This window comes from Brevibacillus sp. FW306-2-1A-C05A (genome assembly GCF_058781555.1).
On the sequence record NZ_JBYSWV010000017.1, the window covers coordinates 26,847 to 42,563 of the forward strand.

The following is a 15,717-nucleotide window of genomic DNA, read 5'->3' on the forward strand; positions in this document are numbered from 1 at the left end:
TTTACGCTTTCCACACGTCTGCGACGATCTCGAAGGAGCGCACGCGATCCTCGTGGCGGTACATTTGGGTCGTAATCATCAATTCATCCGCCTGGGTCGCCTCCAGTAGCTCCTGCAGCTTTTGCTTGACGGTGTCCGGGCTGCCGATGATCGAGGAGCGAAGCTGGGCTTGCACGGACATTTTTTCAAACTCGCTCCACAGCTCATCCATATTGTCTACAGGCGGCTGGATCGGTTTCAGATCGCCGCGGATGAGGTTGAGGAACGCCTGGTAGTGCGAGGTCGCCAGCCGCTCGGCAAGCTCATCCGTGTCGGCCGCCATGACGTTGACGCCCACCATGGCATACGGCTCGGACAGCACATCGGATGGACGGAAGCAGTGGCGGTACGTTTGCAGCGCAGGCAAGGTGTAATTGGGCGAAAAATGACCGGCAAACGCGAATGGCAGTCCGAGCAGCCCTGCGAGACGCGCCGAAAAATCGCTGGAGCCAAGCAGCCAGATCGGGATGTTCAAGCCTTCGCCGGGAATAGCCCGCAGCGCGCCGGCATTGTCGCTGGTGCGCGGACGCAAATACTCGCGCAGTTCTTCCAGCAGCTCGGGAAAATCGTCTCCGCCGATCCGCAGGTCGCGCCGCAATGCCCGGGCCGTGCGCTGGTCCGCGCCGGGAGCCCGTCCCAATCCGAGGTCAATTCGTCCCGGATAGAGCGACTCCAGCGTGCCGAACTGCTCGGCGATAATCAGCGGGGCGTGATTGGGCAGCATAATCCCGCCGGAGCCGACGCGCATCGTCGAGGTGCCGCCCGCGATGTGGCCGATCAGCACAGCGGTGGCTGAGCTGGCGACACTGGGCATGGCGTGGTGCTCGGCGAGCCAGTAGCGGTGAAATCCCCACTTTTCCACCTTTTGCGCCAGGTCCAGGCTGTTTTGAAACGACTGGGCAGCCGTACTGCCTTCTACGATAGGAGCGAGATCCAGAACAGACAGCGGGATGTCGCGCAATGCTTTTGTCATGAAAAGAAACCTCCTCTGAGGGTCAATTTTGTTACTGATCGGTAACAAACGTACTTGCATCTTACGAAGAGGGAAGGGGGCTGTCAATGTTTCAATCGGCTGTGGCGGCACTTTGCGTCCTTTATAAAGTTTGCCGTTAAACCATTCCTTTCTTTAGTACTATATTCCATTATTTGTAAAATAAGACGAACTCTGAGTTTTTGCTGATCTAAAAAGAATATAAAAAAAGCTAAAAGGAACTGTCTAAAGTCTTTCAACATATAAGGAAGACTTGGAGCGTTGCTGGCGAAGCCAAAGAGTTTGGTGGTAAAATTAGGAAGAATGACATTCCTGCAAGGGGCCATAGGGTAGTAATGAATAACGCAATTTCCACTATATGTGAAGAATTAGGTGAGGGAATGAAACGGACGCAACTGTTTGTAGATTTGAAAATGAACAGAAAAACGGGTCCATTTTCTGATTTGCTAAGAGAGATGATCCAAACATTCCAAGAGGATGGATACGCAGAAGTGGAGGTATCTCAAGAAGTGAAAATAGACAACAATGAGTATTTAATCATTTTCAATGCAATGGCTAATGAACATAACGAGTGAAGGCACCCATGCGGTGCTTTTTTCTTTTACACGCGCGTATCGTCTGGGAAAACGGGCGGTCTTGTCCACCTCATCATCGGTCGATGACGGAGCAACGTTTCCGAAATACAAAAAGAGGCGTCTCAAAGTCGAAAAATCGACTGTTGAGACAGCCCCTTTCAAGCGCAAGCCAAGCTGCGCAACCGCACATTTTTGCAGGTGCCTACTGCTTGGTCAAAATAAGCGGCCCATCCGCAGTAATCGCAATCGTGTGCTCGTACTGGGCCGACAGCTTGCCGTCGCGCGTTCTCGCCGTCCAACCGTCCTCGTCGATGGTCGCATGGTAAGTGCCGATATTGAGCATCGGCTCGATGGTGATGACCATGCCTTCCTTGAGGCGCTGGCCTCTGCCCGGAGGACCGAAGTGCGGAACGAACGGCTCCTCGTGCATTTCCTGCCCGATCCCGTGGCCCGTGAAGTCGCGGACAACCGAGTAGCCTTGCGCCTGGGCGTACGTTTGGATCGCGTGGGAAATGTCCCCGATCCGGTTGCCGACAACAGCTTGTTCAATCCCCAGGTACAGCGACTTTTCCGTGACCTCAAGCAGTTTTTTCGCTTCCGGGGAGACGGTGCCCACCTCGTACGACCAGGCGGAATCGGCCAGCCAGCCGTTTTTGCGCACGACCATGTCAATGGTGACGATATCTCCGTCGCGCAGCGGCTCCTTTTTCGGGAAGCCGTGGCAAATCACGTCGTTCACCGACGCGCAGGTGGCATATGGATAGCCGTGAAAGCCTTTTTGTTCAGGAGTGGCGCCATGGCTGGCCAAAAATTCTTCTACAAATTCATCAATTTCCCAGGTCGTGATCCCGGGACGAATCATCGACGCGATTTCGCGATGGCAGGCGGCCAAAATTTTGCCTGCGGCATGCATCAGTTCGATTTCTTCGGGTGTCTTGAGGATAATCATCGACTCTCTCCTTGTCCTCGCGTTAGTTCTCTTGCTCTCTACAGTATATAGTGTAGACCTGTTTGGGGCTAATTGCCACAGGCAAAACCGCATGGTAGGATGAGGAAGAACGAAACAACCGGGGGGTAGGTAGCGTGGACAAGTTTCAAGAGTATCTGGCGAACTACCAGATTCATGTAAAAGACGATATCGAAAAACGGATTGCGTTTATTCGCGAGCAAATTGACGGAAACGGGCTCGGCGGTGTGGTTGTCGGCATTTCCGGCGGTATCGACAGCGCGGTAACGGCTGCGCTGTGTGTACGCGCTCTCGGCCGCGATCGCGTCGTTGGCGTGTGGTTGCCCGCGTACTCGCAAAACGTCCATGCGGAAGACTCGCAGCGCCTGGCGGAAGCGATCGGACTCAACCTGCACACCGTCGATGTAGGCCCTGCCTACGATGCGCTCGTGCCCGCCATTGAAGGCGTGCTTGCGCTTGGCGACAAGACAAAAGGAAATACGAAAGCCCGTCTGCGCATGACCGTGCTGTACGCGATTGCCAATCAAAAAGGCTACCTCGTCGCGGATACGTGCAACCGCAGCGAAATTCACGTCGGCTATATGACCAAAGGCGGAGACGGCCTGGCCGACTTCAACCCGGTGGCAAGCCTGACGAAGCACGAAATGCGCATCCTCGCAGCCGAGCTTGGCGTGCCGGAGTCGATTATTACCAAAGCACCTTCTGCCGATCTGTGGGAAGGCCAGACAGATGAGCAGGAAATGGGCTTTACGTACGAGGACCTCGACCGCCTGCTGATTACAGGCGAGACCAGACCGGAAGCAAAAGAACGGATCGACTACCTGCACCGCATCTCGGAGCACAAGCGCAATCTGATGCCAGGTATTTAATATGGCCGACTACAAGCTGTTTACCAGTTGCCTGTGGCAGACGACCAGCGCCGTCGTTTCGACGGACGATCGGCTCTACCTGTTTGACCCGGCCTATTTTCCGCACGAGATCGAGGCGATTGCCGACTACGTGCAAAGCGTGCGAGACGGGCGGGAGCTCGTTCTCGTCCTGACGCACGGCGACTGGGATCACATCGCGGGCTACCCTCGCTTCCCGGACGCCAGGCTGATCGGGCACAAACAGATTGCGTCGCCTGAGCGGCTTGCCAAACAACTGCGGAAAACAAACCGATTTGACGGCTCGTACTATGTGCATCGCCCGTACGAGCTGGTTCCCCCTCTGTTTGACAAGCTGGTCGAGCAGACGGAAGCGTGGGAGGAAGTAAAATTTCTCCCCGTGCCCGGGCATAAGCAAGACCAGTTGGCGACGCTTTTTTGCGCGCAAAAGCTGCTCGTGGCAGGCGACATGCTCTCCAATCTCGAGTTTCCTTTTATTGCGGACAGTAGCGACTATGCAGCCAGTCTGGCCGCGATCCAGAAGCTGGTGGAGGACGGCGAGATCGCGGAGGTCGTGCCGGGGCACGGCGTTCCGGCGAAAGGGCGCGAGGAAATCATGCACCGGATCAGGCGCGACCAGCAGTATCTGCACGATACGCGAACGCTCATCTTCGAAGGGGTGGCAGCCGGACTGGACGAACAGACCTTGACCGAGCGTTTTGGGCAAATTTGTTACGACGGCCAGCCGATCAACGAACATTTGCGCGATGCCCACGAGCAGAACCGGGTGCAACTGATGAAGGAAGCCAAGTCGCTTACGGGTTGATTATTGGGCGGTTTTGTACGATAATAGAGGTTACGCACAAAACTTTCGAGGAAAGAGGTGGAACAGATGTCGACGACTGAATTGATGCTGCGAACAAGTCTGGAAGGCCGCGTGAAGCGTACGTTGCAAACGTATTTCCGCCGTCCTAACGACGTGTTGGTAAAGGAAAGCCTCGGAGCGAACGGCCTGTCCCCAGAACAAGTGGAAGTTACGATGGAGCTCTTGACACAAGGCTATACTGTTGCTGAAATCATTGAGGAACTGCGGAATAAAGGCTACTTCGCATAAGCTGCACAGGAAAAAGACCGGACTGACAAGCATTTGTCGGTACCGGCCTTTTTTATTTGTCCGAAGCGAAGCGCTGTGGCCGTCAAGGCGACGTGCGGCTTTGCGACAGCGAGCGGCGCCCTTTTTTCCGGCGATACAACTGCAAAGCTCCGTGCACCAAAAAGTAGCTGGCGAATGCGACGAAGAGGCCCATTACGGCGCTTCCCGTGAAGTAAGCCAGCCCCTTGTCCTGCATCCAGACGAGCCACTCCCGCCAGGCGGCCTGATGCGGGCCTGTGGGATGCTGTAACGGTTTGCCGACTAAAGCGTACCCAATATTGTAGTTGATGACCATGAAGATCGGCAGGACGAGCTTTCCGATGACAAACGCGATCAAGCCGGCCGGCAAGCTGGCGCGAAACAGCCTGACCAGCGGAAAGAGCAGCAAAAAGGCGAGGCCAAAGGTAGGCAAGGTGATAAACTCCACAAAAATTCCTACCGAAAAGCCGCGGGCGACAAAAGACGGGGCACCCTTCATGCGGATCAGCTTGTAGTATTCGAGTTTCAGTTTTCGATACAGTTTGGTCCACATCCGCTGTCCCTCGTTTGTCGTGTGGTCATGTGCTGCCGTTTTCGTCGGATCAACAAGAGTATGTCCAGTTTTCTATAGATTCATAGCTTTCCCCGTCCCCGCCGCCAACAAAAGCGTATCATTTGTGAATGGTACTATCTTTTGGCATAATGGAGAGGGCAGATCTGCAAGAAAAGTGGTGGACTTTCATGACAGAGGTTATGGGAACATTTGGCGACTATATTGCGCAGTACGGTTATGGAGCTCTGTTTGGCTTGTTTTTTCTGGGAATTTTGGGGATGCCGCTGCCGGAAGAGACCTTGCTTGTTTTCTCCGGGTTTTTGGTTTCGACTGGCCAACTCGCATACTGGCCTACTTTTCTGGTCTGCTTCTTGGGCTCTGTAACGGCGATGACGACGGCTTACTGGATCGGCCGGACATTGGGCTTCCCTTTTCTGGAGCGCTACGGAAAACGGCTCGGAATGGGCTACACCGTCTATAAAAAAACGGAAGAATGGTTCAACCGCGTAGGAAAATGGGCGCTGCCGCTCGGCTACTTTATTCCGGGCGTGCGCCAGTTTACCGCCTACTTTGCAGGGATTACAAGACTGCCATTTCCGACCTTCCTGCTGTACACGTATGCGGGCGGACTGTTTTGGAGCCTGCTGTTCGTCACCTTGGGCTGGCAATTGGGAGAGCGCTGGGACGAGCTGTTCAATCTCATCTCGCGCAATTTGGCGATCTTCTTTATCGCGGTGTTCGCAATCATTGCGGCCTGGTCGTACTTTCGGCATCAGGCGAGTTTGAAAAAGCAAAAACGGAGGGGAATGCAATGAGTGAAGAGAATCGGCAGGAAAACCAGCAGGCAAGCCAGCTTCCGGCAGTGCGCCAGCCGGAGCAGCTCGTTCCGATCGAATTGCCGGAGGTGCACCAGCGCTTTTACGATAAACTGCGAGCCAAGATCGAGGCATTTATTAAAGACAAGGGCGTAAACGACACGGTCGCCAGCTATATTTTGCTCGCGCCCGACCTGTTCGTGCTGCTTGCGCGCCTGCTGCTCGACAAGCGCGTCGGCGTCCAGTCCAAGGCGGTTGCCGGAGTGGCTGTTGCGTACTTCATTACGCCGATCGACTTTATTCCGGAGGCGCTTGTGGGAGGCTTTGGCCTGCTGGACGACGTCATTTTGGCCGTCTACGCCCTGCGCCGGATTTTGGTGGACGTGGACGAAAAAATCGTTCGCGAGCATTGGAACGGCAAAGATGACTTGCTCGCCGTCATTACCAAGGTCGTGAAGTCGGCGGATGACCTCGTCGGCAAAAAAATCGTGAAAAAGCTGGAAGAAACTTTGTTCCGAAAAAAATAAACAGGATGGGACACAGATGACAAAATATTTGCTTGATTATCAAGAGGGAGAGCGTGTTGTCGCTTTTTGCCTGGTGAAGAACAAGGAAGCCGGGGTCGCAAGCAACCAGAGCGAGTATTTGAATCTGGAGCTGGGAGATCGCTCCGGGACGATCATGGCGAAGTTGTGGGACGTCAGCCCGGAAATGAAAGAGTGGATCGCCGTCAAATCGGTCGTAAAAATTGATGCCACCGTCCAGTTGTACCGGGGGAAAAAGCAACTGGTGATCCAGCGCATCCGCCCGGCAGCGGCATCAGACGAAGTCGCGATGGAGTCGCTCATCCCTGTGTCGCCTGTTCCGGTGGACGAGCTGTGGGCGAAGCTGGAAGCGACAGTGGACAGCTTGAAGAGCAACACGCTCAAGGCGATCATCCGGGAGGCGCTCGCCACGGAGGAGATCAGGGACCGGCTCCGCCATTACCCGGCAGGGGTGCGGATGCACCACAACTACTATCACGGGCTTTTGGAGCATATCGTCTCGTTGCTGACAGCGGCGCAAAGCTTGCTGCCGCTCTATCCGCAGGTCGACAGGGACGTCTTGTACGCGACCTGCATCCTGCACGATATCGGCAAGCTGTACGAGCTGTCTGACCCGATCGCCCCGGATTACACCACGCCAGGCCAACTGATCGGCCATCTGGTTATGGGCGTAGAGATGGTGAGCGGCATTTGCCGCAAGCTCGACATTCCGCTGGGGGATGCCGAAGTGCTGCATCTCAAGCATTGCATCCTGAGCCACCACGGGGAAGTGGAAAACGGCTGGGGAAGCGCAGTATCCGGCAAGACGCCGACTGCGGTCCTGTTCCACTACCTCGACCAGATTGACAGTAAAATGAATGCGCTCGGACAGACGCTTGCCGACATGAGCGAAGACGAAGAATGGGCGTACGCCGGAGCGCTCAGACGAAAAGTTTGGCGGGGCTATTAACGTATCCGCAGCCTTGCTAGAGAAACGAGACGAGGACAAAGGCCAACTGCGCGAATCAGACAGTTGGCCTTTTTACTTGCCGCCGGACGGACAGGGATTTTTCCGGGAGCTTTGGCGGCGCAAGTTTTCTGAAACCTTTTCCTTGCAAGGGCGTCTTACTAGATGATTGGCTTTGCAAAGGAGGAGAATCTGTGAAAAAAAGGAGCAAAATGGCTGTGCTTTTGCTGGCAGCCAGCGTACTGGCCGCGCCGGGAGTTCCGTTTGCGCCGGCTCACGTTTACGCCTACGACGGCAAATCTGATCTCGACATCATTCCGTTGCCAGACGACATGCGCAAGCTATTGGTCGAGCTGCGGGACGATTACGTGCCAGCGCTGTCGGAGCTGCATGTCGATTCGATCGGCACAGGCAGCAAATCCGAGACGATCATTTCTCTGTCCGACAGGAAAAACGTCATTACGGCAGGGGTATCTTTGGAACTGGTCGTCGATGCTGACGGCAACATTACGTCCCTGGAGCTGAAAGGCGCAGATCGGGACAAGTCGAAAAAATGGGACAAAAAACAAAGCTATCAAAAGCTGAGCGATTTTATCCGCGAGCAGGTGCCTGTCAGCCACGTCATCGCTGCCCAACCGATGCTCTCGACGGATCGGAGGTCGCAGCTCGACCAGTTGGCCGTCGTGTCGTTTTACCCGTTGCTCAACGATGTCTGGGTGAAAAAAGAAATGGGCCGCGCGTTCATAGACGCGTCCGGGCAAATTGTCCAGTTTCATCAGGAAAAAATCAAGCTGCCGCTGGCGTCGGAGGTGGCTGACCCGAAAAAAGCGATTCCGCTGGAGAAAGCGAAACGCGAGTGGGAAAACCAGCTTCGCATGCAACTCGTGTACGACGCGGCCGCGGGCAAGCTGGTGTACGAGCCGACAGAGCTGCCGGTAATTGACGCCGTGACCGGAGAAGTCGTCCCTGCTGTGTACAGCAAAGAGAGCGAGGTTCTCAAGCTGAAAGGCTCGGCTGACAACAGCATCTGGGGCGACCGCAAAAAAATGGAGCAGTGGCTGGAGGCGACGTTCAAGCTGCGCGTGAATACGCTGACGTTCCAGGCGCCATCGGAGAAAGCGAAAAAGCGGGATACCGATCTGTACGAGTGGAACGCGAGAATGTACCAGAGCGCCTCTGTTCTGGTCGACCGCAAAACGAAGTCGCTCATCGAGTTCAGGCTCGACGGATCGGCAGAGAAAGAGCTGGAAAAGCCGTTGCAAGCCGAAGAGGCGAAGGCGCTGGCGCTCGAATTTGCCGAGAAGCATTTGCTGACCAAGGAACAGTCCTTCGTGGTGCGAAAAACCAGCCAGCTTGACAATTTGCCTGGCTGGGCAGACCAAAATCTCGTCCGGCCGATCTACAGCTACGCCTTCTTCCCGCACAGCAATGACATCCCGGCCAAAACGCCGCTGTTCACGGTCGAGGTGGACGCGAAAAAGGGAACGGTCGTGGCAGCAAAGGTGAACGAAATCCCAGCCATGCCTGCGACCATCGATCAGTCGGGCGTCATCGGCGAGGAAAAAGCGAAGCAAGCTTTTGTGCAAAGCATGGTCCTGCGCCTGGCGTACGACTACCCGAAGGTGGGGGGACAGACTGCGACCACTCCGCAGCTCGTCTATTTGCCAACGGCCGATACGGAAGCGATGCAGGTGGACGCGGCTACAGGCGAAGTCGTGGACAGTTGGATCGAGTGGACAGCATCATACTAGACAGGCAGTGGCCCGGCATCGCGACAGAGCGTGCCGGGTTCTTCTATGCGGGCTTATTCCTTCGCAAATGGCCGGGCTTGCAGCTTTTCTTTTCAAAATAGACAAACACTTCACGGCTGGTAGGATTTTTTTTCTTTTTGTAGAATAACTTCTTGATTCCCATTTGATTTGGCAAAAATGCCGATCACGAGAAGGAGAAAGTGCATGAAACGGCCAACCTATACCCTACCAAGTATTGTCAAGAAGGTATTCCGGTCCGGTGAGCGCTCCCTCCCACGTACGGAGATTTGTTCCCGGATGGAAGCGAATGAGCTGACTGCTTTGATGGATCTGGACAGTTCGACACTACTTGATAAAGTGTTGAAGATGGAGCAGTCGCCAGTGCGGGTTGCCAGCTCGGAGGCGATTGTGGAGATCACCTACCAGCCTCATCAGGTGTACGACCTGGCGTATCGCTTTTTGCGCGACACGCAAGCGCCGAAAAAGCTGGAGCAGATCGTCGCAGAGCTGCGCCGTCAGACGCAGTTTGGCTGGAACCAGATCCTTCGCATGTTGCAACTGGAACGCGACCCTCGCTTTGTGCAGTACCAAGGTGACGACAGATGGTTTTTGGCAGAGTGGACACAAGCGAATGACCAGGTGTACGATTTTTGCCGGGACAATGGTATCACGCAAGTAGCTGCCCGCTCGCTTGTTCATTTTTTGGAGCAAGAAGTGAGGATAGCGGCAGATGCTGCTTTTCTGCCCATGCTGGACGACCGTTTCCGGATTGAGGGAGATACGCTGTATATCATTGCGCGCAGTGATGTGACCGATGAGGAGCTGGCTGCGGAAGAAATCGCAGCGGCAGACTCTTCTGAATCGATAGCCATCATCGAGAATGAAACAGAGGAAGTTGCCCCCGAATCAGTGAATCTTTTGCAGCAGGCAACCGAACAGCAGGAACCAATTTTTACTAAGGAGGAAACGAACATGACAAACGCTACGAACACGCGAGTGCTGGAGGAAGTACAACAATTGCTGCAACAGGCGATCAGCCGCCTGGAAGGCCGCAACCAGGAGATGTCCCAGGAGGTTGTCGCCCATTTTCAACAAAGCAATATGCAAGCTATAGAAGTGCTGATGAAAGAGAAACATAAGCATGAGCAGATCGTGCTTGGCATTCAGCAAGTACTGGCGACCAGTGAGCAACAATGAGTAAGCTTGAGGCCACGATCCGGTTGGAACAGCGATTTGATTTGCTGCGCGACGTCATCGCGAGTTATCGGATTCGCCTTCAAGACATGGAGCAGGAAGTGGTGGAACTTTTTGCCGCCAACCAGCTCTCTGCTATTTCTGCATGCATGAGCGAGAAGCAGCGCATCGTCCGGTTGATGAACCGCCTGGAGCTGTTTATCAGCCAATGGGAAGGCAAAAGTGATGTGGGAATCGCTCATGAACCAAAACGAGAACACTTGAACACATGATGGAAAATGCGGTAAAATAGGGGGATTGTGCAGGATTCCCCGCGCATGCCGCGTGGGATGGAAAGGAGATCCAAACCCTCTATGTCAGTAGGAAGAAACGAACTGTGCCCTTGCGGGAGCGGAAAAAAATACAAGAAATGCTGTGGGGTAGTCACTCCGATTGCGGAGCTGCGCAGCCGTCACGAGCAAAAATTGCAGAAGGAATACGCGGGCTGGGTGGAGCGCCTGAATCATTTCGTTGGCGGCAATGTGACCAGCGAGACGATTCAGGAAGCGCGCAGCCGGTTTGCGGCAGAAGTCGGCCTGACCGAAGAAGAGGTCACGCGTCCAGAGTGGGCCGCGCATTTCTTCAACTGGTGTGTCCTGGATGTAAGAACAGGCGGAAGCACGTTGCTTGAGAACTACATCAAGCAGCACGGTCGCCGGATGGAGCCTGATCTTCGCCGTGCTTTTGCCGACTTGCATCTGAATGTGTACGAAATCATGGAGGTTGAGCGGGATGTCATGACCGTTCAACAGCCGCTCACGCTGGAGAAGCATTACATCCTGCGATCCAACAGCCTGAGCGTCATGCCTGGGCAAATCATCGTGGGACGTCTCTTGAACCTGGGGCTGCGCAACATGCTGTTTTCCGGCAGCATCATTTTGCAGCCGCACGTCAAGGACAGCTTGCTGGAATGGCTGAAGGAGCATCCGGAAGTCGAAGAAGCGGCGGCCGACACGAGCAAACGGGTGTACACCACGGCGCTGTACCGTTTTATTGTCCAGTTTGGCGGAACGGACAACGGACAGGCAGGAGCGGGCCAAAGCTCCTTGCTCCGTCGCACGTATCCGTTGCAAAATCGCGAGCAACTGCTCAAGGCGATTGAGGCAAACCCTGCTTTCGAACTGAAAAAGTCCGACGGTACAAAAGAAGTGTGGGTGTATGCCACGCGCAAGGAAGAGCACCTGTTCCCGGCTTTGAAGGATGCGCTCCTGGAGCTGTATGAAGTGCAGGCAGAGGTGCTGCTTGAGGATGACAAGCTGTATCTGGAAGGATACGCACCGGATCTGGAGGAAGTAGCGCAGTTGCTGTTGCTGCTTGCCTACGAGCAGGAGGAAGAGATTCGCGTCCTGACCTCGACCGGCTCCAAGCTGTCCAAAGGCACCTTGTTTATTACCAGCCAGCCTACGCTGCCGCCGAAGGTTTTGCAGTGGGCCGTGCAAACGTATTTTGCGGAAAAATGGCTGGTGACGCCACACGAAGCGTTGGAAGAGCTGGCCCCTGTCCTGGTTGCGGCAACCGACAGCAAAGAGCTGCACGCCAAGCTGGAGAGCCTGCTGGAGCAGTTGGAGCAAGACCATAAAGTAGGACAAGGCCTTGCGCGCTACATTCGGATGGATATGTTGCGCCCGCGTCTGTCGCTTCAAAACGACAGCCTGCACGTGAACAACCTGCTCACCCGCCCGCTGATCGAAGGCTTGCCGGAGAGCGTGTACACGGTCCACCCGGACAGGCTCGCCGACATCAACCGCTTCGTTCAGGAGATGACGGACGGCAAGTCGGAAGCAACTGTCAAAAAGTACGACGAGGTTATGAACAACTTCCGCTCTTTTGTAAGAGGCGCGTTCGGTCCTTCGTTTACATGGGAACAACTGCGCAAGGAAGATCTGGCTTACTTCCTCGTGCACGATATTTACACACGCGCGGATGCCGTGACGAAGACGTTGGCAACGAACCTGTTGTCGGTCATGACCGCTTTCTTCAAATGGCTGGACAAGCACAGCAAGACAAGCTTGCATGCGAACATGCAGTCCTTGTTTGCCGAGTTGAAAGAAAGCTTGCCGGAAGCCTACCGCATGCGCGGTCTGCTGGAAAAAGCAGCGAACCAGAATCTGTACGGCCAGGCGACTGTGCCGAAGGATGTCGCAGAAGAAGCGCTGGTCGTGCTTGGCGCCGACGCCGACGGTTTGGTAGTCAAACGCCCTGACGGCGAGAAAATGACGCTGGCTGTAGCGGCAGATGTGAAAGACGTGCTGACATCTGACTGGATCGTCTCCGGTCTGGTCGGCAAAGGCGAGGACGGCCTCTGGCGCCTGTATGGCACGCCTGAGCTGTACCCGCCCGTCATTGCCCAACTGCTGGGAGTGCGGACTGGCGTGTTGGTCTAACCAACAGCTTGATCGACAAACAAACAAAACCCGAGGAAAAGGCTCCTCGGGTTTTTTCTTTCCTTCCTGATGCCAGGACACGCTTACCGTGCCCATTCTCGCAGCGTCTTGTCTTTTGGCAGCAAAAGTCCGACGAAGCCGATCAACGGCAACGCGGAGCAGAGCGTGATGACGAAGCCAAGGCCGAAGATGTCTGCCAAATAGCCGAACACGAGCGCGCCCATGCCGCCCATCCCGAATGCCAGGCCGATAATCAGGCCGGATACGGTGCCGATTTTGCCCGGCAGAAGCTCCTGGGCGTAGACGACTGTGACCGAAAAGCTGGAAAGCATGATAAAGCCGCTTACGACCAAGAGCGGAAAGGCCCAGAACCCGGAGACGTATGGTGTCAACAAGGTGAACGGCAGCGATCCGAGCGTCGAGAGAATCAGCAGATTGCGTTTTCCGAACCGATCCGAGAGCGGGCCGCCGAAGAAGGTCCCGACGGCTCCGGCGAACAGGAAGCCGAACACGACGAGTTGGGCGCTGGAATAGTCCATGTGCTTGATGTACATCAAGTAAAACTGGTAAAAGCTCTGATAGCCTGCGTTCATCCACGAGCGGACGCTGACGATCAGAATCAGCAGCCAGAGGGCGATCAGCCGCTGCTTGCGATTCGTGTACGCGACGACGGCGGCAGCCGTTTTCTTCATTCGTTGCTGGCCGCGATACCAGAGCGCCACGTAGAGCAGGACGCAGCTTGCCAATACGGCTGGCAGCAAAAACCAGGCTGCGCCAGGCTGGCCGAGATTGGCGAACACGAGAATGGTCATCAGCGGTGCCAGCGCTTGCCCGGCGTTTCCCCCTACCTGGAAGATCGATTGCCCCAGGCCGCGGCGAGGGCCAGACGCCTGATGGGCGAAGCGGGACGCCTCCGGGTGGAAGACGGCCGAGCCGATTCCGACGCAGGCAACGGCGACGAGCACGAGGTAGTAACTGCCCGCAAACGCGAGCGCGAGCATCCCGATCCCCGAGACGAGCAAGGCGAGCGGCGGCAAAAACGGTTGCGATTTGCGATCGGAATAGTAGCCGACTACCGGCTGCAGGACGGAGGAAGTCAAGTTCATGACCAACAGGATGACCCCTACCTGCGTGAAGGTCAACGCAAGATTTTTTTCCACGATCGGAAGCAGGGCGGGAATGACCGCTTGCAGGCTGTCGTTCAGCAAATGAACGAGGCTGATGGCAAACAGCATGCGGTAGACGGTAGGTGCCGCTTTCCCCCCGCCGGATGCCTGGAGCGGCGTAGATGTGGCACTCATGTCAGTTCATCTCCATTTAGTTGTAGTGTAAAAAAACAGCGCAATTAACCATGTACCCTCTGTTCGCCCACGCACTTTTTCTCACTGTAGCACGGAATAGAGGGAGGCGTCATTACTGTCTGGACGGCATATGGCGGCAAGACATAACGGCTTTCTGGCGAGGAAGTTTTCAACCCGGTAGGTAAATGCCAGAGCGTTGTCGAAAAAGATGGGAAAGAAGATGGACTAGACCATGAGCAAAAGGCTGGGAGGAGTGCCAAAGTGCTGAAAGGGATGACCGAATACTGGCTATGCGTGGGTGGAGCCAACGTGGACGTGCAAGGAGTCACTTCTGCCAGATTGCTGCCTGGGACGAGCAATCCAGGGCATGTTCAGCAAGTGGCAGGCGGAGTAGCTCGAAATGTGGCGGAAAATCTGGGGTGGTTGGGGGAAGAAGTGCAGCTCTTCGCTCTCGTAGGGGAAGACGCTGACGGAGAATGGTTGAGACAAGTGACGGCCAAAAGCGGAGTAGCGACGCATGGAATGGTGCGAATCGCCGGCAAATCGACAGGACGGTATTTGGCGATTCGCGACCTCGATGGCGAGCTGTACACAGCCGTGGCCGATATGGAAGTCAATGAAGCGTGGACAGACGAGCTGGTTCAGCATGCCCTGGAGCGCCTGCCGCATGCAGCGGGGCTGTTTATGGATGCGAACCTGCCTGTTGCTGTCATGCGCGTTTTTGTAGACGAAGCAAACCGATTGGGAAAAATCGTGGTGGTCGATCCCGTCTCTGTGAAAAAGGCGGAAAAATGGCGGCCGTTTTTGCCGGGAGTCCGCGTGCTGATTGCGAGCATTGACGAGGTCGAGGTGCTGTGCGGCCAATCGCTTCACTCCTTTAGCGACGTGGAAGCGTGTGCAAAGCGGCTGCTCGAGCAGGGACTCCATCAGCTTATGGTGAACTGCGGCGAGGCTGGCCTGTATCTGTGCCGCCAGGAAGAGTCCATCTGGGTAGCGGCTCCTCCTACGCCGATCCGCGAAGCGGCGTGTGATGCATTTGCCGCGGGGATTATTTACGCGCAGCGGATGACGCCCCTGCTCCGAGAGCAAGCGGCTTACGGAATGGCGCTCGCCGAGTTGAGCCAGCACAAAACGGGCGATTACGACCTGCGCGCGCTTTTGCAGCGAAAAGAGTTTTTTGCCGGTAAAGAAATGCAGATTTTCGAGCGGGAATGAGAATACATAAGATGACGTACACTACTTGCGTATCAGCAGCGAGGAGGAGTGTACATGGAAAAGAAATCGAACGACGTAAACGGCAAGCAGGAAAGTCACGTGCGCCAAGGCGGCGATTCTCACCGCTCCAAGCAAAAGCAGCCGGAGGGTCCCGTACAAGGTTTTAGCCAGGCGCCAAAAGGCTTGCAATAACAAACAAAAAGCCTCCCCCATCGACAAAAACGGTGGGGGAGTTTCTCTTGTAAGGAACATTTTTCTACAAATGAAGACAATCCTGTGATACAATATCTGAATCAGATGATTACCAACAGAAGAAAATATTAGTGCATCTGGTTGAGTGGCACTGTTCACAATTGTGCCTCCCTTTTCTTTTGTCAAAAAGCGTGCGCAAACAAGGAGATTGA

At 55.2% G+C, this 15,717-nt stretch carries 17 protein-coding genes; 13 read left to right on the plus strand and 4 right to left on the minus strand.

Annotation, left to right across the window (positions count from 1 at the left end; all coding sequences use genetic code 11):
* Position 1: 1 nt before the first annotated feature.
* Entirely contained in the window at positions 2-1,012 is a 1,011-nt protein-coding gene (locus AC3WJN_RS12420) for an LLM class flavin-dependent oxidoreductase (RefSeq protein ID WP_005835467.1), read from the minus strand.
* A gap of 353 nt (positions 1,013-1,365) precedes the next feature.
* On the opposite strand from AC3WJN_RS12420, the gene AC3WJN_RS12425 reads away from it, so the two are divergent.
* Positions 1,366-1,605: a hypothetical protein gene (locus AC3WJN_RS12425; protein ID WP_007784622.1), complete on the plus strand. Its 240-nt coding sequence runs from the start codon at positions 1,366-1,368 to the stop codon at positions 1,603-1,605.
* A gap of 202 nt (positions 1,606-1,807) precedes the next feature.
* On the opposite strand, the gene map is transcribed toward AC3WJN_RS12425, so the two are convergent.
* On the minus strand, positions 1,808-2,554 hold the full coding sequence (gene map, locus AC3WJN_RS12430; protein WP_005828979.1) for a type I methionyl aminopeptidase: 747 nt from the start codon (positions 2,552-2,554) through the stop codon (positions 1,808-1,810).
* Between the two features lie 134 nt (positions 2,555-2,688).
* On the opposite strand from map, the gene nadE reads away from it, so the two are divergent.
* The 3 genes from nadE to AC3WJN_RS12445 all read left to right on the plus strand — a co-directional run bounded on the left by nadE (position 2,689) and on the right by AC3WJN_RS12445 (position 4,552).
* Complete coding sequence (gene nadE / locus AC3WJN_RS12435) at positions 2,689-3,441, plus strand: NAD(+) synthase (RefSeq protein ID WP_007784620.1); 753 nt, start codon at positions 2,689-2,691, stop codon at positions 3,439-3,441.
* A 1-nt stretch (position 3,442) separates the two neighbouring features.
* Positions 3,443-4,264 (plus strand): MBL fold metallo-hydrolase, encoded by an 822-nt coding sequence (locus tag AC3WJN_RS12440; protein ID WP_005828976.1) that lies wholly within the window; start codon positions 3,443-3,445, stop codon positions 4,262-4,264.
* 66 nt (positions 4,265-4,330) lie between these two features.
* Entirely contained in the window at positions 4,331-4,552 is a 222-nt protein-coding gene (locus AC3WJN_RS12445; RefSeq protein WP_005828974.1) for a hypothetical protein, read from the plus strand.
* Between the two features lie 82 nt (positions 4,553-4,634).
* Here AC3WJN_RS12445 and AC3WJN_RS12450 read toward each other — a convergent pair whose 3' ends face one another.
* Positions 4,635-5,123, minus strand: a complete 489-nt coding sequence (locus tag AC3WJN_RS12450; RefSeq protein WP_005828972.1) for a DUF2062 domain-containing protein — start codon at positions 5,121-5,123, stop codon at positions 4,635-4,637.
* 188 nt (positions 5,124-5,311) lie between these two features.
* On the opposite strand from AC3WJN_RS12450, the gene AC3WJN_RS12455 reads away from it, so the two are divergent.
* From AC3WJN_RS12455 to AC3WJN_RS12485, 7 genes are all read left to right on the plus strand, one after another.
* The gene (locus AC3WJN_RS12455) at positions 5,312-5,938 is read left to right on the plus strand and encodes a DedA family protein (RefSeq protein WP_005828971.1); all 627 of its coding nucleotides are present in this window, start codon (positions 5,312-5,314) and stop codon (positions 5,936-5,938) included.
* Complete coding sequence (locus tag AC3WJN_RS12460; protein WP_005828969.1) at positions 5,935-6,465, plus strand: YkvA family protein; 531 nt, start codon at positions 5,935-5,937, stop codon at positions 6,463-6,465. The genes AC3WJN_RS12455 and AC3WJN_RS12460 overlap by 4 nt, the downstream gene beginning before the upstream one ends.
* A gap of 16 nt (positions 6,466-6,481) precedes the next feature.
* Positions 6,482-7,432 carry a 3'-5' exoribonuclease YhaM family protein gene (locus AC3WJN_RS12465; RefSeq protein WP_007784610.1) on the plus strand — a complete coding sequence of 317 codons (951 nt, stop codon included), beginning with the start codon at positions 6,482-6,484 and terminating at the stop codon, positions 7,430-7,432.
* Between the two features lie 191 nt (positions 7,433-7,623).
* A complete protein-coding gene (locus tag AC3WJN_RS12470) occupies positions 7,624-9,180 on the plus strand; it encodes a YcdB/YcdC domain-containing protein (RefSeq protein WP_005828966.1) in 1,557 nt (518 codons plus the stop codon).
* A gap of 204 nt (positions 9,181-9,384) precedes the next feature.
* The gene (locus AC3WJN_RS12475) at positions 9,385-10,377 is read left to right on the plus strand and encodes a hypothetical protein (RefSeq protein WP_007784604.1); all 993 of its coding nucleotides are present in this window, start codon (positions 9,385-9,387) and stop codon (positions 10,375-10,377) included.
* Positions 10,374-10,646, plus strand: a complete 273-nt coding sequence (locus tag AC3WJN_RS12480; RefSeq protein ID WP_005828962.1) for a hypothetical protein — start codon at positions 10,374-10,376, stop codon at positions 10,644-10,646. The genes AC3WJN_RS12475 and AC3WJN_RS12480 overlap by 4 nt, the downstream gene beginning before the upstream one ends.
* An 81-nt stretch (positions 10,647-10,727) precedes the next feature.
* Positions 10,728-12,797 carry a YecA family protein gene (locus tag AC3WJN_RS12485; protein WP_025848964.1) on the plus strand — a complete coding sequence of 690 codons (2,070 nt, stop codon included), beginning with the start codon at positions 10,728-10,730 and terminating at the stop codon, positions 12,795-12,797.
* 83 nt (positions 12,798-12,880) lie between these two features.
* Here AC3WJN_RS12485 and AC3WJN_RS12490 read toward each other — a convergent pair whose 3' ends face one another.
* Positions 12,881-14,098 (minus strand): MFS transporter, encoded by a 1,218-nt coding sequence (locus AC3WJN_RS12490; RefSeq protein WP_005828957.1) that lies wholly within the window; start codon positions 14,096-14,098, stop codon positions 12,881-12,883.
* Between the two features lie 261 nt (positions 14,099-14,359).
* Between AC3WJN_RS12490 and AC3WJN_RS12495 the strand changes: the two genes are divergently transcribed.
* Together AC3WJN_RS12495 and AC3WJN_RS12500 are read left to right on the plus strand one after the other, a co-directional pair.
* Positions 14,360-15,313: a carbohydrate kinase family protein gene (locus AC3WJN_RS12495; protein WP_005828955.1), complete on the plus strand. Its 954-nt coding sequence runs from the start codon at positions 14,360-14,362 to the stop codon at positions 15,311-15,313.
* Between the two features lie 54 nt (positions 15,314-15,367).
* The gene (locus tag AC3WJN_RS12500; RefSeq protein ID WP_005828954.1) at positions 15,368-15,505 is read left to right on the plus strand and encodes a hypothetical protein; all 138 of its coding nucleotides are present in this window, start codon (positions 15,368-15,370) and stop codon (positions 15,503-15,505) included.
* Positions 15,506-15,717 lie beyond the last annotated feature (212 nt).

What these genes read in the sequence shown, in the direction of transcription:
- map (WP_005828979.1), bottom strand. Translation starts at nt 2,554, where the DNA reads ATGATTATCCTCAAGACACCCGAAGAAATCGAACTGATGCATGCCGCA.
- AC3WJN_RS12440 (WP_005828976.1), top strand. Translation starts at nt 3,443, where the DNA reads ATGGCCGACTACAAGCTGTTTACCAGTTGCCTGTGGCAGACGACCAGC.
- AC3WJN_RS12450 (WP_005828972.1), bottom strand. Translation starts at nt 5,123, where the DNA reads ATGTGGACCAAACTGTATCGAAAACTGAAACTCGAATACTACAAGCTG.
- AC3WJN_RS12490 (WP_005828957.1), bottom strand. Translation starts at nt 14,098, where the DNA reads ATGAGTGCCACATCTACGCCGCTCCAGGCATCCGGCGGGGGGAAAGCG.
- AC3WJN_RS12455 (WP_005828971.1), top strand. Translation starts at nt 5,312, where the DNA reads ATGACAGAGGTTATGGGAACATTTGGCGACTATATTGCGCAGTACGGT.
- AC3WJN_RS12480 (WP_005828962.1), top strand. Translation starts at nt 10,374, where the DNA reads ATGAGTAAGCTTGAGGCCACGATCCGGTTGGAACAGCGATTTGATTTG.
- AC3WJN_RS12485 (WP_025848964.1), top strand. Translation starts at nt 10,728, where the DNA reads ATGTCAGTAGGAAGAAACGAACTGTGCCCTTGCGGGAGCGGAAAAAAA.
- AC3WJN_RS12475 (WP_007784604.1), top strand. Translation starts at nt 9,385, where the DNA reads ATGAAACGGCCAACCTATACCCTACCAAGTATTGTCAAGAAGGTATTC.
- AC3WJN_RS12460 (WP_005828969.1), top strand. Translation starts at nt 5,935, where the DNA reads ATGAGTGAAGAGAATCGGCAGGAAAACCAGCAGGCAAGCCAGCTTCCG.
- AC3WJN_RS12500 (WP_005828954.1), top strand. Translation starts at nt 15,368, where the DNA reads ATGGAAAAGAAATCGAACGACGTAAACGGCAAGCAGGAAAGTCACGTG.
- AC3WJN_RS12465 (WP_007784610.1), top strand. Translation starts at nt 6,482, where the DNA reads ATGACAAAATATTTGCTTGATTATCAAGAGGGAGAGCGTGTTGTCGCT.
- AC3WJN_RS12445 (WP_005828974.1), top strand. Translation starts at nt 4,331, where the DNA reads ATGTCGACGACTGAATTGATGCTGCGAACAAGTCTGGAAGGCCGCGTG.
- AC3WJN_RS12420 (WP_005835467.1), bottom strand. Translation starts at nt 1,012, where the DNA reads ATGACAAAAGCATTGCGCGACATCCCGCTGTCTGTTCTGGATCTCGCT.
- AC3WJN_RS12425 (WP_007784622.1), top strand. Translation starts at nt 1,366, where the DNA reads ATGAATAACGCAATTTCCACTATATGTGAAGAATTAGGTGAGGGAATG.